This window comes from Vibrio penaeicida (assembly GCF_002933855.1).
GTDB classification, from domain to species: Bacteria; Pseudomonadota; Gammaproteobacteria; order Enterobacterales; family Vibrionaceae; genus Vibrio; species Vibrio penaeicida_A.
Genome location: NZ_BFAQ01000022.1, coordinates 122,191 through 144,083 on the forward strand (window position 1 = coordinate 122,191; position 21,893 = coordinate 144,083).

16 protein-coding genes are annotated in these 21,893 nt (G+C 43.4%); 9 read left to right on the forward strand and 7 right to left on the reverse strand.

What is annotated here, in order from left to right; all coding sequences use genetic code 11:
* Positions 1–50: 50 nt before the first annotated feature.
* Positions 51–2,327: a formate C-acetyltransferase gene (pflB, locus tag VPNCDNU1_RS13200; RefSeq protein ID WP_104400742.1), complete on the reverse strand. Its 2,277-nt coding sequence runs from the start codon at positions 2,325–2,327 to the stop codon at positions 51–53.
* A 305-nt stretch (positions 2,328–2,632) separates the two neighbouring features.
* On the reverse strand, positions 2,633–4,177 hold the full coding sequence (locus VPNCDNU1_RS13205; RefSeq protein WP_104400743.1) for a DUF3360 family protein: 1,545 nt from the start codon (positions 4,175–4,177) through the stop codon (positions 2,633–2,635).
* A 541-nt stretch (positions 4,178–4,718) separates the two neighbouring features.
* Between VPNCDNU1_RS13205 and VPNCDNU1_RS13210 the strand changes: the two genes are divergently transcribed.
* From VPNCDNU1_RS13210 to VPNCDNU1_RS13230, 5 genes are all read left to right on the forward strand, one after another.
* On the forward strand, positions 4,719–6,233 hold the full coding sequence (locus VPNCDNU1_RS13210; RefSeq protein ID WP_104400744.1) for a hypothetical protein: 1,515 nt from the start codon (positions 4,719–4,721) through the stop codon (positions 6,231–6,233).
* A gap of 243 nt (positions 6,234–6,476) precedes the next feature.
* Entirely contained in the window at positions 6,477–7,247 is a 771-nt protein-coding gene (locus tag VPNCDNU1_RS13215) for an ABC transporter ATP-binding protein (RefSeq protein WP_104400745.1), read from the forward strand.
* Positions 7,248–7,342: 95 nt separating this feature from the next.
* Positions 7,343–8,110, forward strand: a complete 768-nt coding sequence (locus VPNCDNU1_RS13220) for an ABC transporter substrate-binding protein (RefSeq protein WP_305848802.1) — start codon at positions 7,343–7,345, stop codon at positions 8,108–8,110.
* A gap of 124 nt (positions 8,111–8,234) precedes the next feature.
* Positions 8,235–8,975, forward strand: a complete 741-nt coding sequence (locus VPNCDNU1_RS13225) for an ABC transporter permease (protein ID WP_101114971.1) — start codon at positions 8,235–8,237, stop codon at positions 8,973–8,975.
* A gap of 4 nt (positions 8,976–8,979) precedes the next feature.
* Positions 8,980–9,657: an ABC transporter permease gene (locus VPNCDNU1_RS13230; protein WP_104400747.1), complete on the forward strand. Its 678-nt coding sequence runs from the start codon at positions 8,980–8,982 to the stop codon at positions 9,655–9,657.
* Positions 9,658–9,767: 110 nt separating this feature from the next.
* Here VPNCDNU1_RS13230 and VPNCDNU1_RS13235 read toward each other — a convergent pair whose 3' ends face one another.
* Both VPNCDNU1_RS13235 and VPNCDNU1_RS28820 read right to left on the reverse strand, forming a co-directional pair.
* Positions 9,768–11,984: a hypothetical protein gene (locus VPNCDNU1_RS13235; RefSeq protein ID WP_104400748.1), complete on the reverse strand. Its 2,217-nt coding sequence runs from the start codon at positions 11,982–11,984 to the stop codon at positions 9,768–9,770.
* The gene (locus VPNCDNU1_RS28820) at positions 11,971–12,129 is read right to left on the reverse strand and encodes a hypothetical protein (protein ID WP_167404789.1); all 159 of its coding nucleotides are present in this window, start codon (positions 12,127–12,129) and stop codon (positions 11,971–11,973) included. Before VPNCDNU1_RS28820 ends, VPNCDNU1_RS13235 begins: the two co-directional genes overlap by 14 nt.
* Positions 12,130–12,642: 513 nt before the next feature.
* Between VPNCDNU1_RS28820 and VPNCDNU1_RS13240 the strand changes: the two genes are divergently transcribed.
* The 3 genes from VPNCDNU1_RS13240 (at position 12,643) to fabV (ending at position 16,983) form a co-directional block, all read left to right on the forward strand.
* On the forward strand, positions 12,643–13,269 hold the full coding sequence (locus VPNCDNU1_RS13240; RefSeq protein WP_104400778.1) for a TetR/AcrR family transcriptional regulator: 627 nt from the start codon (positions 12,643–12,645) through the stop codon (positions 13,267–13,269).
* Between the two features lie 67 nt (positions 13,270–13,336).
* A complete protein-coding gene (locus tag VPNCDNU1_RS13245) occupies positions 13,337–15,628 on the forward strand; it encodes an acyl-CoA dehydrogenase (protein ID WP_104400749.1) in 2,292 nt (763 codons plus the stop codon).
* Between the two features lie 152 nt (positions 15,629–15,780).
* On the forward strand, positions 15,781–16,983 hold the full coding sequence (fabV, locus tag VPNCDNU1_RS13250; protein ID WP_104400750.1) for an enoyl-ACP reductase FabV: 1,203 nt from the start codon (positions 15,781–15,783) through the stop codon (positions 16,981–16,983).
* 74 nt (positions 16,984–17,057) lie between these two features.
* Here fabV and VPNCDNU1_RS13255 read toward each other — a convergent pair whose 3' ends face one another.
* Both VPNCDNU1_RS13255 and VPNCDNU1_RS13260 read right to left on the reverse strand, forming a co-directional pair.
* On the reverse strand, positions 17,058–18,740 hold the full coding sequence (locus tag VPNCDNU1_RS13255) for an aspartate:alanine antiporter (RefSeq protein WP_104400751.1): 1,683 nt from the start codon (positions 18,738–18,740) through the stop codon (positions 17,058–17,060).
* A 178-nt stretch (positions 18,741–18,918) separates the two neighbouring features.
* Complete coding sequence (locus VPNCDNU1_RS13260; RefSeq protein ID WP_101114977.1) at positions 18,919–19,182, reverse strand: GrxA family glutaredoxin; 264 nt, start codon at positions 19,180–19,182, stop codon at positions 18,919–18,921.
* A gap of 296 nt (positions 19,183–19,478) precedes the next feature.
* Here VPNCDNU1_RS13260 and VPNCDNU1_RS13265 point away from each other — a divergent pair, with 296 nt between their 5' ends.
* Positions 19,479–20,783, forward strand: coding sequence for an iron-containing alcohol dehydrogenase (locus VPNCDNU1_RS13265; RefSeq protein ID WP_104400752.1), 1,305 nt, complete (start codon positions 19,479–19,481; stop codon positions 20,781–20,783).
* Positions 20,784–20,874: 91 nt separating this feature from the next.
* On the opposite strand, the gene VPNCDNU1_RS13270 is transcribed toward VPNCDNU1_RS13265, so the two are convergent.
* Positions 20,875–21,729, reverse strand: coding sequence for a MurR/RpiR family transcriptional regulator (locus VPNCDNU1_RS13270; RefSeq protein WP_101114979.1), 855 nt, complete (start codon positions 21,727–21,729; stop codon positions 20,875–20,877).
* Positions 21,730–21,893: the final 164 nt, after the last annotated feature.

The following is a 21,893-nucleotide window of genomic DNA, read 5'->3' on the forward strand; positions in this document are numbered from 1 at the left end:
GCAAAAAAAGCCCCCGAATTTTCGGGGGCTTGTATTTTAGAGCTCAGTGATTATAGAGATTCAGTGAAAGTACGAGCAATAACGTCTTTCTGCTGTTCAGTGGTCAGAGAATTGAAACGAACAGCGTAGCCCGATACACGGATTGTTAGCTGAGGGTAGTTCTCTGGGTGCTTAACAGCATCTTCTAGCGTTTCACGGTTAAGAACATTCACGTTCAAGTGCTGTCCACCTTCAATGCCTGTTTCATGGTGGAAGTAACCATCCATAAGGCCGGCAAGGTTAGCACGTTGTGAATCTTCTTCTTTACCAAGTGCGTTTGGTACGATTGAGAATGTGTAAGAGATACCATCTTTCGCATCAGCAAACGGAAGTTTACCTACTGATGTTAGAGAGGCGACTGCACCTTTCTCGTCACGACCGTGCATTGGGTTAGCACCTGGAGCAAACGGAGCACCAGCTTTACGACCATCTGGTGTAGTACCTGTCTTCTTACCGTATACCACGTTAGAAGTGATAGTTAGGATAGATTGAGTTGGTACTGCATCGCGGTAAGTCTTAAGCTTACGGATTTTCGCCATGAAGTTAGAAACAAGTTCACATGCCATGTCATCAACACGTGAATCATTGTTACCAAATTTCGGGTAATCGCCTTCGATTTCGAAATCGATAGCAATGCCGTCTTCATCACGGATTGGTTTAACTTTAGTGTGCTTAATCGCAGACAAAGAATCGGCAGCAACAGATAGACCAGCGATACCGCAAGCCATGGTGCGTCGAACATCACGATCGTGAAGTGCCATCAGAGCAGCTTCATAGCTGTACTTATCGTGAGAGTAGTGGATAGCATTCAGAGCTGTTACATACTGTTTTGCTAACCAATCCATTAGGTTGTCTAGACCTGCCCAAACTTTATCGAAGTCTAGGTACTCTTCAGTCATTGGTTCGCTCTTCGGGCCAACCTGCATCTTCAGTTTCTCATCAACACCACCGTTGATAACGTAAAGAAGTGTTTTCGCAAGGTTTGCACGAGCACCAAAGAACTGCATGTGCTTACCGATGATCATTGGAGATACACAACATGCGATAGCGTAATCATCGTTATCGAAGTCTGGACGCATTAGATCATCATTTTCGTACTGGATAGAAGAAGTATCGATAGATACCTTCGCACAGAACTTCTTAAAGCCTTCAGGTAATTCCTCAGACCAAAGTACAGTGATGTTTGGCTCTGGAGAAGGTCCCATAGTGTATAGCGTATTTAGGAAACGGAAGTTAGTACGTGTAACTAATGTACGACCATCAACACCCATACCACCCATAGATTCTGTTGCCCAGATAGGGTCGCCAGAGAATAACTCATCGTACTCAGGAGTACGTAGGAAGCGAACCATACGCAGCTTCATTACGAAGTGGTCGATCATTTCCTGAGCTTGTTCTTCTGTGATGATGCCCGCTGCGATATCACGCTCTACGTAAACATCAAGGAACGTAGAAGTACGTCCTAGAGACATTGCCGCACCGTTCTGAGATTTAACTGCAGCTAGGTAACCAAAGTAAGTCCACTGAATCGCTTCTTGAGCAGTAGTCGCAGGAGCCGAAATGTCATAGCCATATGAAGCGGCCATTTCTTTTAGCTGACCTAGTGCACGATGTTGTTCTTGAATCTCTTCACGAAGTTGCATTGTCATTTGCAAATCTTCACCAGACTCAAGTTGATCTTGAGTAGAGTGGAATTGAGCAACTTTGTCTTTGATTAGGAAATCTACACCGTACAGTGCAACGCGACGGTAATCACCGATGATTCGACCACGACCGTATGCATCTGGAAGACCCGTTAGAACACCAGACTTACGACATTTTAGGATGTCTGGAGAGTAGACATCAAAAACACCTTGGTTATGTGTTTTACGGTATTCCGAGTAGATTTTAGAAACTTGCGGGTCAAGAGTGCGACCATATGCTTTACAAGAACCTTCGATCATACGTACGCCGCCATTAGGCATGATTGCACGCTTAAGCGGAGCTTCTGTTTGAAGGCCTACGATAGTCTCAAGATCTTTATTGATGTAACCAGCATCGTGTGAAGTGATGGTAGAGATAACAGAAGTATCGAAATCAACAGGAGCGTGAGTGCTGTTTTCTAGCTTAATGCCTTCCATTACTTTAGCCCAAAGCGTATTGGTTGCTTCAGTGCCTTCAGATACTAGGAAAGATTCGTCGCCTTCATATGGCGTATAGTTCTTTTGAATGAAATCACGAACGTTAACTTCGTTTTGCCAGTCACCTTCAGCAAAACCTTCCCAAGCTTTAGCAAATTGCTCTGCCATGACATACCTACCTTTTTAGTAGTAAAAAACCGTACTGTCTTCGCCGTTGAGCCAGCTATCCTTTTCTTAAGGAGCAGTACACTCTAATTAATAACAATATGAATAGTCTCGATTTTTCTTTATGAAACCATGCATGTTGTTACTGGTTATTCATTTTTATCTACAAGTTGAAAAGTACTTTCTCTCTTCTTCGTTTCTTAGAATAGGCTAAAATATTTTTGCAAACCTTAAACTAAATCAATAAATATCAAAAAAAGTTGATAAAAAGTGGGTGACAAAGCTTGTCACCCACAAAATATTTTAATTTATAACCAAGATGTAAGTCCGTATTGGCTTTCTAGCATACCAACTGCCAGCATAGCAACTAGGCAGATAACGAGTACACCACCAGGGATCACAACTCTATCTATAAAAGAAAGTTTCTTTGAACGTTCTTTGTCACCAATAAGACCGTTGTTGTCTAGCAACATCGTGATTGCCCAAGCAAGTACAGGGTTAACAACTGCGCTGCCAAAAATACAGATACCAGCAGCTTGTGAGTCTTTGGTGTCCTTAACCATTTGCATACCTGCTTCAAGAAGCGGAAGGAATACACCAACTAACAGTGCTACTCGCATAACTGGCGGCCAAACCGCTACATCCATTGGGAAACCAAGAATGGCTACAATGATACACAGTGAACCAAGCAATATAGCACCCGCAGGAATTGGACGTTTAGCAATGGCTGCTGGGATCATGTATGTCCCCCAAGATGACGTGATGTTACCGCCACCGACGGCTGTTCCAACCATTTGGCGAACAGAGCACATTGTCATAGTGTCATCTACATCCATCAGTACTCTGTTTGTACGTTTTGGGTAGTTTAATTCTTGGAAAATTCGGTGCCCAAGGAAATCTGGTGACCACATCGCAACAGCTAGAATGGCGAAAGGCAATGAAGCAATGAAATGCTGCATGGTAGGTAAACCTAATTGCCAACCTGTTTCTGTGCTTCCCCACCAATAAACAGGGTTTAGGTTAGGTAAGCCCATTTCTGTTTCAAATTTAAGGTCGAAACTTGCTCCCAGTGCTAGTGCAATCACCAAACCGACGGCAGCACACACAGGTATGGCTAACCAGCGCATGTTGATTTTCGCAAGAAACGCATAAATAACGATGGTTACCGCCAGCACAACTAAACCAACGTAACCCATGCTACCAGCCGCAACATCTGCCGATTGCAGGCCTGTCGCCCAGCTTTGGATAGAACCGATTTGGCTCATGGTTCCAGTAAAGCCGAGGAATATGAGTAAGCCCCCGGCGGTGCCTTCTGAGGTGAGGTTAACCAGTTTTGAACCTCCCTTGAAATAGCTGAGAAGGAGACCAAAGACACCAAGAAGAATTGCGAGAGCAAGAGGGTGAGCACCGGCAAGAGCAATCGTACCGATTAGCGGAATCATTGGACCGTGGTTACCGGCTAAGTTTGCTCTAGGGTTTATAAATCCAGAAGCCAGAATACAAAAAAGAAGAGCGGGAATGAGCATTTCTACTCGTGCGACTTCAATGGCAAACTCTTTACCGAGATTCACATGGTCCCAAGCAGCAGTAAGACCATCTGCCCACGACATCATTACGGCGGAGTACATTGCGATAATGCCAATGGTGCCCGCTAATGCAGGGACTAGATCCTCAAGTTCAAAGCGGAAGTCACGACCAGGTAGGTTCAAACCGTAGCGGCGAGGCTTCATTATTTGAAGCTCGTGATCTAGGTAATCGGAACGACTGTCGAATTCTGAAGCTGGTCTATGCAGTTCGCTATAGCTTTTTTCATCTATCGCGTCTGAGTTGTCTTTATGGACGGCGTCGGACATAGAATCCTCGTTTTCTTAAAGTTAGTAATTCTTCAAAGCGATGAATTGGAGTAAAGATACCTCCATTCATCAGTCTAATTAGTAGCACGAAATAATTGAGCTAGTTTGGCATAATATGAAACTAAATTTCGGACTAATTTCTTGTTTTTTCGTCTAATGCGAGTTTATCAATAGCCACTTTTGAATGATTGATCTTGATCACTTTAAGGCTAAAGATGAAATAAAATTACAATTCAGCGGCGTAAGTTTGAGAAGCAGGACAGAATGTGTAAGTTGGTTACGTTTATTTTTGGAAAGATACAAGATTTGCGAAGCACTTATCAGACTGACTTGTAAAAAAATGATTTTTATCAATAAGGACATTAGTGATCGGATAAATTGACCGTTCTCAGTATGATAAAAGTGTTTGTGGAAGCCTATTTTTACGTTATTTGTATTAAACCTAAACAGTTAGTAAAAATGGCTTGGTTTTTGCTTTTATGTCCCTATACAGAGAAATGAACTTGCGGTGGCAATAGGTTGCCACTTTTGGGGACAAAGAATGAACAAAATAAAGTATAGCGCCATTGTTGTCGCCTCATTGGTGGCATTGTCTGGCTGCGGCTCAGAGAGCAAAAGCAGTACGGGTAGTAATAGTAAGCCACCGACACCTCCAGCACCTGAGCCTACTCCGCCACCAACACCAACAATTTACAACTGGCAGCTTGTTAACCTTCGCTCAGAAACACCAAACGCCTCTAATTCTAAATGCGCAGTATATGGAGCAGATACCATAAATACTGCTAATCTTATCTATGCGTATCGAGCTACCCAGAATGTAGTTGTCTCGATTCATAATTCCATTGGTAAGTTGGTTAAGGAATTAAAACCAAATACCCAAGGTGTGGTAAGTATCAACTATGATGATATTCCAACAAACGGATATGTGACTGTACTAGAATATGAAGGCTTAATTAGTGGTAAACAGGAGATTTATTCTTATTCTGTTGAAAAACCGTTTATAAATAATATGGTCTTCAATTTACGTAAACTTGGGGTATATTCTTGTTATTCAACCGGAGAAGCGCTTCCCTCTTCGGTCACTCCAGATACAAACGCGGGTACTACGGTTATTGCTCCTGCATCTAAATACGTGCAATCGAGCTACATTGATAAACGCGTTTCCGGTGCAGTGGCAACATTTCCAAACAAGATTCCTGTCCAAGCGCCAGTACCTGCAGGCGAAAAGATTCTTCTGACACAGTTTGATTCTTACAATAGCTCCATTGCTTTGGACCTAGATAACTACGCGTTTGTTGATGGGAGTTTTGTTCACAATCAATCCACCCACCCTGATAGTAAAACAGTGATACTTTCTGATGCCGATTTGGTGAAACCGGGTCTGACTTTCACTGATCTCAATCTGAATGGCGGCAACGAAGTAGAAGTGTCTTACAACGGTCATTTATATCAATGGCAACCAATTTATCAGTCCAGTACGAATTTTTCGTATGTGGATAGTAATGGTCCATTCAGTGGTTGGGCTATGAAGTTAAACGGGAATACAGTTAACGGCGCATGGTCTTATAAGGCAGTACTCCCTGTTAATACCACAGCTAAAAACGTTACTCCTCAAACGCTGACTAACTTTTCTGCATCCGTAACATCTTCGAGTTGCAGTGGTGCTTTTTGTGTGGAAAGCCAAGGGTATACCGCTTCAAATTACAACGTTCAGCGTATACACGTTCGTTCAAATACTTCAGATGGAAGTAACTATTATCAAACAATTATCTCAATGCCTCGTAGCCCTCAGGTATTAATGGAAAGCTCGATTTCGGCATTGTCTCCATCTTCTTCTGATCGAATAGAAATTGGACTTGGATCGTTAAGCGAGACAAGCGCGGCAATGACTCAAAATTTCATGTCTAACTTCATTGACGTTCAACATTTGGTTTCAGGCTCTGCAGTAAATAACTTTGACGTGAATGGTCCGGTTATTCAGCCAGCTTCAGAAAGGTCGCGTTATATTTCCTTGATGGGTAAAACAAGTATTACCATATCGAATAGCGTGAACTAACGCATTTTTAACTTCACAAAAATTAACCTTTAAGAGCCTCATTAAAGAGGCTCTTTTTACATCATTATCCAGATTTTTCGATGATAAAGTCTGGTCGATGAATACTTATTCAGTTATATTGTCTGAATAATGAAAATTTCAAAGTTAATAATATGTTGCAAGAAGGTTTCTTGGATGCTAGCTTGTAACACAATTAGAGGTCGGAGTACCTTGCAGTCGGAAAAATACAGGGAGTAAAAGCGCATGAAGGATGTAATCGCGCTGGATATAAAAGAACTGCACAAAACATTCGGACAGAACGAAGTTTTAAAAGGCATTTCACTAGAAGCCCATAAAGGGGACGTAATTTCAATTATCGGCTCTTCCGGTTCAGGAAAGAGTACCTTCCTTAGATGTATCAATCTGCTTGAGACGCCTACTGCTGGCGAAATATGGGTTAACGGCGAGTTGATCCAAATGAAGCAAAATCGTCGTGGCGAGTCTCTACCCGCAAATGAAAAGCAAGTGCAACGAATCCGTTCTCGTTTAGCAATGGTTTTTCAAGGGTTTAACTTATGGTCGCACATGACAGTTTTAGAGAACGTCATGGAAGCACCTGTTCATGTTTTGGGTGTGCCAAAAGCGGAAGCGAAAGAAAAGGCAGAAGAACTGCTGAAGAAAGTGGGTCTCTACGAGCGCAAAGATTATTACCCTGGTCACCTCTCTGGTGGGCAACAACAGCGTGCGGCAATTGCAAGAGCACTCGCTGTGGATCCAGAAGTCATGTTATTTGATGAGCCGACTTCGGCACTTGATCCCGAACTTGTCGGTGAAGTGCTGGGGGTTATGCGTGATCTCGCAGAAGAAGGCAGAACCATGTTGGTCGTAACACATGAAATGGCTTTTGCTCGCGATGTTTCTAATCATGTCATGTTTTTGCATCAAGGCTTGGTGGAAGAACAGGGAGATCCATCTAAACTATTTACAAACCCTGAATCCGAAAGGCTTCAGCAGTTTATATCTTCAATTTATTAAGCATTGTTTGCTTAAGTATTGATTTAAGAATAATTGGTCACTAAGCACCAAAGTAAGTAAACACAATATTTGAAACCATTCACAGGAGTATGGAAATGAAAAAATGGTTACTCGCTGCAACTTTAGCAGCTACGGCTATTGCTGGTACTGTTCAAGCAAAGGATTGGAAGACAGTACGTTTTGGAATTGAAGGAGCTTATCCTCCGTTTAGTTGGACGGAAGCTGATGGCTCTTTGAAGGGCTTCGATGTTGATATGGCCAATGCTCTGTGTAAAGAGATGGCTGTGAAATGTAAAATCGTTCCACAAGACTGGGATGGTATTATCCCTTCGCTTCTCGCTCGCAAATACGATGCGATCATTGCGGCAATGTCTATCACTGAAGAACGTAAAAAGAAAATCGATTTCACTGGTAAATACGCACTGATTCCAAACAAATTCATTGCTAAAAAAGGTGCAAACATTAATTTTGACAACCTTGATGGTGTGAAGATTGGTGTTCAGCGTGCTACAACGCACGACAAATACCTAACAGATAACTACAAGGCAGTTGAGATTGTACGTTACGGTTCTTTTGATGAGGCCTACTTAGATTTAGCTAATGGTCGAATCGCATCGGTTTTGGGTGATGCATCTGCACTTGAAGAAGGCGTGCTTAACAAAGACGGTGGTGATGCTTACGAGTTTGTGGGTCCTTCGCTAACCGATCCTAAATGGTTTGGTGATGGCTTTGGTATTGCGGTCCGTAAACAAGATAAAGATCTTACCGCCAAACTTGATAAAGCAATCAAGTCTCTACGCGAGAAAGGCATTTATCAAGATATTGCTGCTAAATACTTCAATTACGACGTATACGGCGACTAATTTCCGCTTTTCTCTTCAATAAAGAAGATTAGACGACAAAAGCAGGGGCTTTTTAGCCTCTGCTACTTCAAAAAAATACGGTCTTATTTTTTCTTCTCAGCTCGTTGTATTACTGGATGTAAATATGCTGGATCTTCAAGGATACGAAGTCTCGATATTAAAGGGCGCGTTACTTACAATTGAAGTCGCGATCCTGTCACTGATTCTTGCGATGGCATTAGGAATGCTAGGCGCGCTTGCCAAACTCGCACCTTATCGCTGGGCACGCGCCATCGCTACGTTATACACAACCGTCATTCGAGGCATACCTGATCTTGTTCTGATGATGTTGATTTTCTTTGGTGGTCAGATTCTTCTTAACAATAGTTTGTATTCGATCAACGAATGGTTGAACGAGTGGATGACGTCGAGCAACCCTGACCATGAATGGGTGTCGTACCTACCAGATTACATTGATGTGAGCCCGTTTGTTGCAGGCGTGTTGACGATAGGGTTTATATTTGGGGCCTACATGGCTGAAACATTCCGTGGCGCCATCATGGCCGTGGACAAAGGTGAGCTCGAAGCCGGTAAAGCGTATGGCATGAGTAGTGTTCTCGCCTTTCGACGTATATTGTTGCCTCAAATGATTCGTCATGCATTGCCTGGTTTCGGTAATAACTGGCTGGTATTGCTCAAAACGACGGCTCTGGTATCCATTATCGGTTTAGAAGATATGGTTCGTGTTAGCTCTTTGGCTGCGGGCTCAACTAAAATGCCTTTCACTTTTTACATGACTGTTGCCGTTATCTTCCTCATTTTTACTAGCGTTTCTACTGGCTTCCTAAAGCTTGTAGAGCGTAAGTTCAGTATTCACGCGAGGTAATCCCATGGACTTTTCATTGATAATAGAAAGTTTCCCGGTTTACTTAGAAGGTTTGTGGACCACGGTATGGTTAGTCGGTTTGGCACTGATCATTGGGTTGATGGTTGCGATACCTTTGGCGGTAGCGCGCAATAGTGCGAATTATCTGATCAGTACGCCTTCTTGGGGGTTCATTTATTTCTTTCGTGGAACTCCGCTCTTGGTTCAGCTCTATCTGATTTATTATGGGATGGATCAGTTCTTTCCGGTGAAAGATACGCTGTGGGAACACGCTTGGTTCTGTGCGCTTGTTGCGTTTGTTTTGAACACTTCGGCTTATACTGCTGAAATTATACGTGGTGCGATAAATGGGCTCCCTAAAGGGGAAGTCGAAGCGGCAAAAGCATACGGAATGAGTACTTGGAAGACATATCGGAGAATCATTTTACCAAGTGCATTAAGAAGAGCACTGCCAGCATACAGTAATGAAGTGATATTTATGCTTCATGGTTCGGCTGTAGCAGGTATCGTTACTATCATGGATTTGACAGGTGCAGCCAGATTGGTGAATTCTCGCTACTACGCTCCCTTCGAATCATTTTTAACGGCTGGGCTGTTCTATATGGGTCTTACCTTTATTATTTTGGGTTGCTTTAAAGTTGCAGAGAAAAAATTTCTGGCGTACTTACGCCCGCTTTCCTAACTCGCCTTATCGAACCAAAAGTCTCTGGGTATAAAATAGAAGAATGAAAAAAGCTCAATGCAGAGGATGAAAACCGACGCATTGAGCTTTTTGAGTTTGGGCATATTTGTTTATTCGACGATCTCTCCTGCAATGACAGATGGCTCGCCCGATACCGTTGGCATTACCCCAATATTGGCGTTACCAGAGATGGAGGCGGGTACAGACACAGCGGGCTCCTCGAGGGTTAGTGCAGTACATTGCCCAGTAGCGTCTTGCATTTGCTGCTCGATTTCTATTGCCTTCACCACGTAGATGTCGCTTGGACCAACAAGTGTACCATCCGCCAATGAGAACTTAGGTCGATATTGATTACCTTGCTTTTCATAAGGAATTCCCCACAAGTCGCCATTACCGCCATAGTTCAGCATGAACGTTTGCCCAGCATAGCTTCCTGCGCTACCGGAGCGGTCATTAGCATTACTGTGCGTATAACTGAACTGAATTGGTTTATCAAAGGTGACAATATTGTTTTGGCTATTACGAACAGTGGAGAGCTGGTTCCATTGGCTGATCCCTGTTTCCCACACATAATAGGTGGTCACAACGCTAGGGTCATAAATATCCCAAATGTTAGTCATGGTTGCTGCTACGTCACTTGTTACCATTGGCCCTGATCTCACACCCCAGTTGTAAGGCGAGTTATTTAACTGTTGCTTGGTAATGGATGAGTTGTATTGAACCGCCTCGCTATTACTTGTTCGCATCAATGTTAGTGTGTTACTGCCTGAGTCAGAGAATGAGAAATCAATAGCGGAAGCAACGTTGGCGACTTGTGCAGAATAAGGGCTACCTGAACCATCAAAGCTCGCTAAATCGCTCAAATCAAGCGTACCGACAGGGCATCGGTCAAAACACTTGAGGGCAACAGAACCTGATTCCAGTAAATCTCCTACCCCCACTTCGCTGCCATTAATGAAGGTTTGTTCGTAGAAAGTTAAGCTTGTACTGCCATATAAGTATTTTACTTCTCCCCCAAGTTGCTCAGACCACATGTAGATAGACTCACCTGCGGATATCGATATCAGCTGGTCGGTCACATCTGTGATTTGTTGCCCGTTATCCCCCCAGTTAAGTCCGTCGGTAATATAGAAACCATCAGTACCAACAGAGTCGTCATTGACCGTGAGATATTTCACAACCCATTGATTGTAACCAGCGCTATAAACGCTTGAATCCCAATATGAAAAAATAACGCCACGAGCATTACTTAAAGCAAGCGTTTTCACTTCATTTTTAATTAAGCGTCCTGGTGCTGTAACCAACGTGTAGTTTTGACTTGTCCCTGTACTTTCATCTTCGGCTACTAAAGTTGTCCCGTTTGGTAGTGTAGTATCACCTTCTGTCCATACTCCCCAGTACCCAACATGTCCGTAGGCATCCACTTGTGAATCATTGTTGCTGTCATAGCGGAAAGAGAATCCACTGTTTAGCGAAATACTGGCTCCTGTCGATGCGTTAAACAAATCGTATCTATGTACGGAATCATTGAACTGGGTTCTATCCAAACATTGCCCAGAATTGCTCCCAGTTTTAAAGGGGAGGCTGTCTATATCTGTGGCATTTTGGATTAATACATTGTTGGAATTGAACGCTAAAGCATAAGCACTGCCAGTATTACTGCCACGATCGGCTGAAGTAATAGCGCTACCCGTGGAGCGGTCGGCGCTCATTACCACACTTGCGCTTTGGACATATGTGTCAGCTCCCCGGGTACTGGATTCATACAAAGTAAACCCAATGGAGTTTTCGACGGAGTCCGAGGCCACAATTTCACCGGCACCATTTTGTGTGCCTTCCAATTGGTCGAAAAGCTCGAAATTAAATGTAAAGGCACCAAATGGATTGCTTTCGCTCGCGCCAGATGTCACTTCAGCCTTAAATTTGATGGCTTGGTCGCCATCACCTCCAGACATCTCTGGAATCCAGACATTAATCACAAGCGGGTCACTGTCTGACGCACGGGTAACGTTTGCCACCGCTTTTAGATAAGCGGGGGAATTGGCGGCGCCGGAAGATTGTCCTGTTGAGCCGTCGTCTTCGTTATCAAAACATGCAGTTTCATCAGCTAAAACAAGATAGGGACCTTGATTAGCAAAATTGGTCGCTTTGAACTGGGCAGTAAAACACAAAATGCTGTTTACGAGCTCAATAGGCTCTAACGCCTCAATCCACACATGTGACCGCTGGTTAGCATTTGAGTAATCAGTTCCTGTATCGTCGAAAGCCGCCAATCCTGCTCCAGAGAAAAGAACGCTACTGGCGAGTAATATCTTAATCGTTTTCATTAGTCACAACCTCCAACTGTTCTGGAAGAACCAACTGAGAAGTTGGTGTTGCTTGGGATTGAGCAGCAGAACTACTACTGTCACAGCCACTTAGTCCTAAAACCATAACTAAGGTAAGTAAGCCGCCAACGATGACTTTGTTCATGTAATGTCTCCCTAATGTAAGCCTCAAAATAAAATATAGAAGACTGTCACAAGAAATCATTACAAAAAATAATGTTATTTATTTTTATCGAATAAACAAAGTGTTGTGGCTTATAAGCTAGTCTTGGTGTGATTATTGGATCGTGTTCGGGAGAAAAGATTGAGCTAATTATTAAATGAATTGGTGTGTGAGGTACTAGTGGGTTTTAGTGATAAAAAAAGCCCAAACCACAAGGATTTGGGCGGATACAAATAGGAGTTAATAAGAAAAAAGCAGCGTTTGTAACAAGTTACAGTGATTAAATCAGTCTAATACGGCCCTAAACTCAAAATGCTCTGCTTGTTACATTAATTAGGACTAACCAAAATTCGTTTAGTTCAAATTATTTTTAAAATTTTTTCTAGTTTCTAAAAGTGGTTACTGATGAGGTGATGGATTTGTGATGTTATCGCCTTGTTAAATAAGTTGTAGAGGAGTATATTTTCAAACAAGCGTTTAATACGAGTGATTGAAATGAGTGCAAAGAATAAAACCAAAGACAAAATCTTAGATGTTGCAGAAGCGCTCTTTGCTGAACATGGCTTTAATGATACTTCGTTAAGAACCATAACAAGTAAAGCGAACGTGAACTTAGCTTCTGTTAATTATCATTTTGGAGACAAAAAAACCTTAGTACGAGCAGTGCTCAACAGATATCTAGAGGCTTTTATGCCTGCCTTGGGTAAGGCCTTATCTGAGTTAAATCAAGCTACTGACTATTCAATGGAAGAGGTCTTCCAAACATTAAAACAACCGCTTCTTTCATTAAACACACTTCGTCCGAACGGTGCGAGCCGTTTCATGTCATTGATTGGGCGTGGGTATACTGATGTACAGGGGCACTTACGTTGGTTCATTACCACGCGTTATGACGAAGTATTAACTCAATTTACCTCTTCGGTTAGTAAAGCGAACCCTTCTCTGACTCCTGAAACACTTTTCTGGCGGCTACACTTCACTCTAGGAACGTGTGTATTCACTATGGCTTCAAGCCAAGCTTTAGCCGAAATTGCTTTTAATGATTTTGACAAACAGGTGGACTCAGAAGCCATCATTGATCAACTCATACCCTATTTAGCGGCAGGCGTTGCCGTAAACTAAAAAGGTCACCAGAACCTAACCAATAAAAATAAATATCAGTTATATAAAGAAACAAAAGGACTGAAACATGAGCTCTCTAAAACAACTAAGAAGAAAATGGGTCAGTGACCCTGCGTTCAAATTCTTCAAAAAAGTGCTTCCACCACTCTCTGACACCGAAAAAGAGGCAATGGAAGCGGGCAGCGTATGGTGGGATGGCGAACTGTTTGGCGGTTCCCCAAATTGGCATATGTTGCATCAATACCCTAAACCCGAACTGACAGATGAAGAGCAAAGCTTCGTTGATAATGAATTAGAAACGTTGCTCTCGATGCTGAATGATGACCAAATCGTCAGGCACGATCGAGACCTTCCTGATGAAGTTTGGGAGTATTTGAAGAAGGAGCGATTCTTCTCGCTGATCATTTCCAAAGAGTATGGTGGAAGGGAATTCTCAGCGTTAGCTAATTCAACTATTGTGACCAAGATTGCCACGAAGAGCATCAGTGCAGCAGTGTGTGTGATGGTGCCAAATTCACTTGGCCCCGGAGAATTGCTTTCGCACTACGGAACACAGGAACAAAAAGACTACTGGTTGCCGCGTCTGGCTGATGGTCGTGATATTCCTTGTTTCGCTTTAACTGGCCCTGAAGCGGGCTCTGACGCAGGTGGTATACCTGATCAGGGAACAGTTTGTATGGGCGAACATGATGGTAAAGAAGTACTAGGTATTCGACTTAGCTGGAACAAGCGTTACATTACTCTCGCACCGGTCGCGACGGTATTGGGTCTAGCATTTAAGCTTAAAGATCCAGATGGTCTGCTTGGGGATAACCCCGATTTGGGCATTACGTGTGCGCTAATTCCAGCTGATCATAAAGGCGTGGAATTGGGTGAGCGCCATGATCCACTCGGTCTCGCGTTTATGAATGGACCGACTCGTGGAAACGATGTTTTTATTCCTATGGAATGGTTGATCGGTGGTTCTGAATATGCCGGAAAGGGCTGGCGGATGCTGGTGGAATGCCTTTCTGCGGGGCGTGGTATTTCATTACCAGCCCTTGGCACATCGATAGGGCACTTATCTGCGCGTACGACGGGTGCATACGCATACGTCCGTAAACAATTTGGTATGTCAATTGGTAAGTTCGAAGGTGTAGCGGAAGCCATGGGCCGAATTGGGGGGCTTACTTACCTTCTTGAAGCCACCCGCACACTAACGACAACCTCACTGGATATGAAGGAAAAACCAGGGATTGTTACCGCTATCGCCAAATATCACATGACAGAAATTGCGCGGGATATTCTGAACGATTCCATGGACATTCACGCAGGTCGTGCGATTCAAACGGGACCGATGAACTACCTAGCGCATCACTATTCGGGTATTCCAGTAGCTATTACAGTGGAAGGCGCTAACATTTTGACCCGCAACCTGATGATATTTGGTCAAGGTGCAACACGATGCCACCCTTATGTATTGAAGGAAATGGAAGCAGCAGCGAATCCAGATACCAATGAAGGAGCGAAAGAGTTTGATGACTTGCTTTTCAAACACATAGGTCATGCAACTAAGAATGCCTTTGGCGCTTTTGGTGCTGCACTAACCGGTTCCAAGTTTGTTTCTGCATCTATGAGCGGCGAAACAAAAGAGTATTACCAACACATGACTCGCTTAAGCCGTGCCTTGGCTATCAGTGCTGATGTTGCCATGCTGACACTGGGTGGGGAACTCAAGAGAAAAGAGATGATCTCCGCCCGTTTGGGAGATGGCCTTAGCTATTTATTCATCGGTTCAGCAGTACTGAAAAAATACGAGGATGACGGTAGACAGCAGTCAGATTTGGATTACGTCCATTACGCCATGAATCATTGTCTTCACCATGCCGCTCAGTCGTTGCAAGAAGCATATTCAAACTTCCCGTCTAAAGTTGCGGGCAAGTTCCTTAACTTCTTGATTTTCCCTCTGGGGAACCGATTCAAGAAAGCAGCGGATGATAATGCTGTTGCGATTGCGAACAGCCTAATGACCCCAGGAGCCCATCGAGATCGCCTAACTCATCTCTGTTATGTCGGTAAAGAAAACGACGATCCTGTTGGTTTAATGGAAAATGCATTCATGGCTATGTACAAAGTAAGAGGTCATGAGCGCAAGGTCATCCAAGGCATAAGAGAAGGCAAAATCGACAAGAAAGCCCCACTCAATGTTCGACTGGAGCAAGCACTCGAGCATAAGATTTTGAACAAAGTCGAAGTGGACGAAATCTTAAGCGCAGACAAACTTCGCTACATGGCAATCCAAGTAGATCACTTTAGCCATGATTTGGTCGAAACGCGTACTCACAAAACGAATGAGGTTTCGCTAAATAGCGTCGCGTAAGCGTAGAATTATCTCGTATTAGAAAAGCGCTGCAGAAATGCAGCGCTTTTTTTGATCAAACAGCTCCAACCACTTTCGCATTTTGTAAGAAATTAGGTGCGAAACGGTGTGTAAACTTTTATCCTAGCAACGTTTTTTAAAGGGAAATGAATATGATCATCAAACCAAGAATTCGTGGCTTCATTTGTACCACTACACATCCAGTTGGCTGTGAAGCAAACGTAAAAGAACAAATCGAATATACGAAAGCACAAGGTCCTATCAAAAATGCCCCTAAGCGCGTGCTCGTTGTTGGTTCTTCAAGCGGTTACGGCCTATCTTCACGCATTGCCGCTGCTTTCGGTGGTGGTGCATCAACCATTGGTGTGTTTTTCGAAAAAGCAGGCACAGAGAAAAAGCCAGGAACAGCCGGTTGGTATAATTCTGCTGCGTTCGACAAGCTAGCGAAAGAAGAAGGCTTGTACTCAAAAAGCTTAAATGGCGACGCATTCTCAAATGAAGCAAAACAAAAGACAATTGATCTGATCAAGGAAGACTTAGGTCAGATCGATATGGTGGTTTACTCACTGGCTTCTCCAGTACGTAAGCTTCCTGATACAGGTGAAGTGATCCGCTCATCTCTAAAGCCTATCGGCGATACTTACACGTCTACGGCGGTTGATACAAATAAAGACCTAATCATTGAAGCGAGTGTTGAGCCTGCTACTGAGCAGGAAATTAAAGATACCGTGACAGTAATGGGTGGTGAAGATTGGGAATTATGGATCCAAGCACTATCAGAAGCCGGTGTTTTGGCTGAAGGTTGTAAGACAGTAGCATACAGCTACATTGGCACTGAGCTAACGTGGCCTATTTACTGGGATGGCGCGCTAGGTAAAGCGAAAATGGACCTTGACCGTGCAGCGACAGCGTTAAATGAGAAACTAGGCACCACAGGTGGCAGCGCAAATGTTGCTGTGCTTAAGTCAGTTGTAACTCAGGCAAGCTCCGCTATTCCTGTTATGCCGCTGTACATTGCAATGGTGTTCAAGAAGATGCGTGAAGAAGGTGTTCATGAAGGTTGTATGGAACAAATCTTCCGTATGTTCAGCGAGCGTTTATACAAAGAAGATGGTTCTGCAGCAGAAGTGGATGACAAAAACCGCTTGCGTTTGGATGACTGGGAACTTCGTGATGATATTCAAAAGCACTGCCGTGAGCTTTGGCCACAAATCACATCAGAGAACCTGAAAGAGCTGACTGACTACGCTGAGTACAAAGAAGAGTTCTTGAAGTTATTCGGTTTTGGTTGTGAAGGTGTTGACTACGAAGCCGATGTTAACCCACTGGTAGAGTTCGACGTTCAAGACATCTAACTGGTTGTAGTGTATTAATGGAAAAGGCGCTCAGTGAGCGCCTTTTTTATGTCTTTACAGAAAATGTAGAACCATTACGTAATGATGATCAAGAAGGTGCCAGCCAGAGTCATCAAAATATTGGCGATAGCGTAAGTGCCCGCATAGCCCAGAGCGGGAATCGTAGATTTAGCTTGCTCATTGACGACATCCATTGCCGGGCCACACGTCCTTGCGCCAACAATGGCACCAATTAATAGTGCTCTGTTCATTTTCAGCACATAAGCGCCCACTAGATAAGCAATCATTACGGGAATTACGCTTATTAGTAAACTTACGCCCAATATCTGCGGCCCCACTTTCGACATATAAGAAACAATACTGTCACCAGCACTTAAACCAATGCCTACCATAAAGAACATTAAGCCCAAGTCTTTGACCATGTTCAGAGCACCTTGAGGAACGTAGCCAAAAGTAGGGTGGTTAGCACGTAGGAATCCCAGAGTAATCCCAGAGAGTAAAAGCCCAACGGCATTTCCTAGCCCGAAAGTCACCTGCCCAAATGTCATGGTGATTAAACCAAACAAAATACCAAGTATAAAAAAGCTACAAAATGCCAATAAGTCGGCCATCTGGCTGTGAATAGAGATGAAACCGATTCTCTCTGCAAGCCCCATAACCCGACTTTTTTCTCCACTCACTTGCAGAATATCTCCTTTCGCAAGTACGATATTTAAATCCATTGGCATTTCAATTTGTGCGCGTACCACTCGGTTTAAGAAACACCCATATTCGGAAAGATTTAAATCGGATAGCTTCTTACCGGCGATGCTGTCGCTTTTAACGACGATTTCTTCTTCAACAATACGCAAATCCAATAGATTACGGTCAAACACTTCTTTACCGTTTCTAAAGCTTGGGTCCAGTCGAGCGTGGCTGTCGGGGTAGCCAACTAATGCGATTTCGTCTCCCTGCTGCAGGATAGCGTCACCATCAGGGTGGGCTAGGATTCCATTTCGTCGAATACGCTCAATGTAACACCCAGTTTGGCGATAAATACCCAACTCCCTTAGGTTTTTCCCATCTGTCCAATCCACCAATTCTGTACCAACACGGTAGGCTCGAATAATGGGCAAATATACTTTTCTCTGGGCAGATGTATCTAGCCCTCGTTCTTGGGCAATTTGCGTGGCCGAATCATGAAGGTTTTGTCTTTGAAATTTGGGGAGTAACTTAGCCATTAAAATCATACTGGTTAAGCCAACCAGATAGGCAATGGCATACCCAACAGAGAGGTTTTCACGCACTTTATCCATTGTGATATCTGACGGTACAGTGGCTAAGCCTGTTTTCAATGCATCTTGAGCACCCACTAAAATAGGCGTAGATGTTAAAGAGCCTGCCATCATTCCGGCAGAGAATCCAAAATCAAGCTCAAGATAACTGCTCACAAAATACGTTATGGCGAGTGCGGAGCTGAGAACGGTAAGGCTCAAAATAAAATAATGCTTGCCGTCGCGAAAGAAAATACCAAAGAAGTTCGGTCCTGCTTCTATACCAACACAAAATATAAACAGCATAAAACCAATAGTTAATGCGTCGGCATTGAAGGAAAAACCAAGGTTGCCCATGAGTATGGCACTGATCAATACCCCAATGGCACTGCCTAATTGCATACGACCAAATTGAATTTTGCCGATGCCTAACCCAATGGCAAGCACGACGAAGATAAGCAAAATAGGGTTTTGCTCTAATAACGTGACGATATCGATGTTCACTGCTCTTTAACTCGGAATCGCTGTGACGGAATGGAAAAGGAATGTGAAGTGTAACTGAAAGTGTCAAAGGGAATAAGGGATTTGTTCGCTTTTTTGACTAAATTTTTACGCGTTGTTCAGATAAAAAAATACAGCCCGCTTGTGCGAGCTGTATTTTAATAAAATCAGAGTCTTGGGATTAATCGTATAAACCCAAGTTTTCTTTTGCGTATGCTTCAAATTCGGTGAACCCACCTACGTGGTCTTGGTCGACGAAAATTTGAGGCACAGTTTCAACTGGCTTACCTACGGTTTTTTCTAGGTCAGCTTTGCTGATGCCTTCTGCATGGATATCAACGTAACGGTAGTTAAAGTCGTCACGTTCCTCTTTCAATTTATCAGCAAGGTCTTTTGCACGCACACAAAAAGGGCAACCAGGACGACCAAAAATCACTACAAACATATTCTTCTCCTTTGTTCTAATGGTGCCACTATGCCTGAATAGGCTAGGGAAATAAAGCTTGGAAAACCATTTACTTCAATAGGTACTACCTATCAATTTTTTATGGAGTACAGTTGTGATTTTCGGCAAAGATCAATTTATGCCATCGAGCTAATATGGATTGATTCGAAGGGATGTCAAAATCGATTGCCTAACGTCTAAGCTTAATATTAATGAGGGGGAGTTGAAGCAAATCAATGTTCAAGTCGGTGCTCTAGGGCACTCTGCTCAAACTATGCATTTTTCAAGGTGGTTGCATGTTTCAATTTATGACTTCGACAAAAATCGTATTTGGTGAAGGTGCGCTCGCATCGTCTTTATCTGCCATTTCTCAATACGGCTACAGTGCTCTGCTTGTTACTGGTGAAGATCGAAATCGTGCTTTACCTATCATTGAATATTTTAATTCGCAATCTATCCGTTTTCATCATGTCGCCATTTCAAGTGAGCCTTTTATTGCGATGATTGAAGAGATCGCTGTGCAAGGAAGGAAGTTTCGCCCAGACATGGTGGTAGCGATTGGTGGCGGCAGCGTGATTGATACTGGGAAAGCGCTAGCAGCCATTATTCCAAACCAAGGTAATCTTTACGATTACGTTGAAGTGGTTGGTCGAGATGTACCTTTAAAATCGAAACCCATTCCTTTTATTGCGATCCCAACCACTGCCAGTACTGGTGCGGAAGTGACCAAAAATGCAGTGCTTCGCTCTGGGCAAGATAGAGTAAAAGTGAGTTTACGAAGCCCTGATATGCTGCCGGATCTTGCTATTGTAGATCCTGAACTAACGCATGGGACTGAGGCACAAACCTCAGGGAGAGGCGCTATGGATGCCTTTACCCATTTAATGGAAGCGTACGTGTGTGGTGATCCGAATCCGCTTACGGATATGATTTGTGAAGAAGGGTTACGAAGACTTTCAGGTGCAATTTTACCTGCATGTTTAGATGACCACCCTGAAGCGCGCTCCGACATTTCTTTTGCTGCAATGTTGGGTGGGATGGCAACCACCAATGCTAAGTTAGGTGCCGCCCATGGATTGGCATTTGCTTTAGGTGGAAAACTAAAAGCGCCTCATAGCGTAATCACTGCGCAATTAGCGCCCTACGTTATGCTGGAGAACATTCATGCAGCAGAACAGCTTGGGCGAGAAGATATTTTATCCCGCTACAAAAAAATTGCTCAGATCGTAACCGCACAAGATGATGCGCATGTAGAAGATAGCGTGATTTGGGTTCGAGCGATGCTCGACAAACTCAATCTGCCTAAGCTTTCTACTTTTGGAGTTTGTAACACCTCATTTGAGCAAGTGGCGGAAGATGCGCTGCGTACCGTTGCAATCAAAGGTAACCCTATACCGCTTAATTACGATCGGCTGATCTACATATTGTCAAAAGTATGCCCATGTACGGGAGCGATTCCTCACCCTATTACCCGGACCTCTGAGCAATATCGGGTTTCGCAAACAGATCGGGTTTCACAAACAGATCGTGCTTCACAAACAGATAGCATAGAAGCGTTTAGTCAACGAACCTTAGATAATAAATTCGAAAGGGAAGAATAAAAACGGAGCCATAAGGCTCCGCTTTAAATAGATAGATGTTGCTAGAAAAAGACAACTGTCACTGCGTTTGGTTCTGCAATTCAGTTAAGACTCAGTATTGCGCTATTTTGTCATAACGTGAATCTTTCAAAGCATCTTTGACACGTTTTAAGTTTTCTCTAAACCCAGATCCGCGGCGCAAGGTAAAGCCAGTAGCAAGAACATCGATCACGGTCATTTGGACAACACGGCTCGCCATCGGCATATAAACATCCGTATCTTCTGGCACGTCCAATGAAATAGACAGTGATGAAGCGCGATCAAGTGGCGAATCTTTTGCTGTAACCGCTATAACGGTCGCGCCATTTTCTCGGGCGAGGTTGGCAATTTCAACCAAACTCTTTGTTCGACCAGTATGAGAAATCAGAACAATAACGTCGTTATCTGTGCAGTTGATGCAGCTCATACGTTGCATCACAATGTCTTCAAAACAACTGATTGGGATGTTAAAACGAATGAATTTGTTTTGTGCATCTTTCGCAACAGCAGATGAAGCGCCTAAACCGAAAAACGAGATACGTTTTGCTTGAGTAAGAAGGTCTACAGCTCGGTTAACTTGCATTGAGTCAATGCTATTTTTGGCAACATCTAAGCACGCCATAGTCGATTCAAAAATCTTATGCGTGTAGGCATCGGGACCGTCGTCTTCTTCGACATTCCTGTTTACATAAGGCGTACCATTCGCCAAACTTTGAGCTAAGTGAAGTTTAAAATCTGGGAAACCTTTGGTATCCAGACGACGACAGAATCGGTTAACGGTAGGTTCACTAACGTCTGCCATTTTTGCAAGCGTCGCAATACTAGAGTGTATGGCGGTTTGAGGAGATGCCATGATCACTTCGGCAACTTTACGTTCAGACTTGCTGAAGTTCTCCAAATTTTTCTGTATTTTTTCTAATGTATTCATCGCGTTCACAAAGGTATAGAGAACATCTTCATTGACTTGATCTTTCCATTTATTCTGAAAAATGGGACCCACAAGGAGCGAGTCAGAATGATCGCTGATGGTCAATGGCTTATACAGACGAGTATAAACTAAGGTGGTCTGTTGGTTGACTAAAAGACCCGCAA

What these genes read in the sequence shown, in the direction of transcription:
- pflB (WP_104400742.1), bottom strand. Translation starts at nt 2,327, where the DNA reads ATGGCAGAGCAATTTGCTAAAGCTTGGGAAGGTTTTGCTGAAGGTGAC.
- VPNCDNU1_RS13205 (WP_104400743.1), bottom strand. Translation starts at nt 4,177, where the DNA reads ATGTCCGACGCCGTCCATAAAGACAACTCAGACGCGATAGATGAAAAA.
- VPNCDNU1_RS13210 (WP_104400744.1), top strand. Translation starts at nt 4,719, where the DNA reads ATGAACAAAATAAAGTATAGCGCCATTGTTGTCGCCTCATTGGTGGCA.
- VPNCDNU1_RS13215 (WP_104400745.1), top strand. Translation starts at nt 6,477, where the DNA reads ATGAAGGATGTAATCGCGCTGGATATAAAAGAACTGCACAAAACATTC.
- VPNCDNU1_RS13220 (WP_305848802.1), top strand. Translation starts at nt 7,343, where the DNA reads ATGAAAAAATGGTTACTCGCTGCAACTTTAGCAGCTACGGCTATTGCT.
- VPNCDNU1_RS13225 (WP_101114971.1), top strand. Translation starts at nt 8,235, where the DNA reads ATGCTGGATCTTCAAGGATACGAAGTCTCGATATTAAAGGGCGCGTTA.
- VPNCDNU1_RS13230 (WP_104400747.1), top strand. Translation starts at nt 8,980, where the DNA reads ATGGACTTTTCATTGATAATAGAAAGTTTCCCGGTTTACTTAGAAGGT.
- VPNCDNU1_RS13235 (WP_104400748.1), bottom strand. Translation starts at nt 11,984, where the DNA reads ATGAAAACGATTAAGATATTACTCGCCAGTAGCGTTCTTTTCTCTGGA.
- VPNCDNU1_RS28820 (WP_167404789.1), bottom strand. Translation starts at nt 12,129, where the DNA reads ATGAACAAAGTCATCGTTGGCGGCTTACTTACCTTAGTTATGGTTTTA.
- VPNCDNU1_RS13240 (WP_104400778.1), top strand. Translation starts at nt 12,643, where the DNA reads ATGAGTGCAAAGAATAAAACCAAAGACAAAATCTTAGATGTTGCAGAA.
- VPNCDNU1_RS13245 (WP_104400749.1), top strand. Translation starts at nt 13,337, where the DNA reads ATGAGCTCTCTAAAACAACTAAGAAGAAAATGGGTCAGTGACCCTGCG.
- fabV (WP_104400750.1), top strand. Translation starts at nt 15,781, where the DNA reads ATGATCATCAAACCAAGAATTCGTGGCTTCATTTGTACCACTACACAT.
- VPNCDNU1_RS13260 (WP_101114977.1), bottom strand. Translation starts at nt 19,182, where the DNA reads ATGTTTGTAGTGATTTTTGGTCGTCCTGGTTGCCCTTTTTGTGTGCGT.
- VPNCDNU1_RS13265 (WP_104400752.1), top strand. Translation starts at nt 19,479, where the DNA reads ATGTTTCAATTTATGACTTCGACAAAAATCGTATTTGGTGAAGGTGCG.
- VPNCDNU1_RS13270 (WP_101114979.1), bottom strand. Translation starts at nt 21,729, where the DNA reads ATGAATACATTAGAAAAAATACAGAAAAATTTGGAGAACTTCAGCAAG.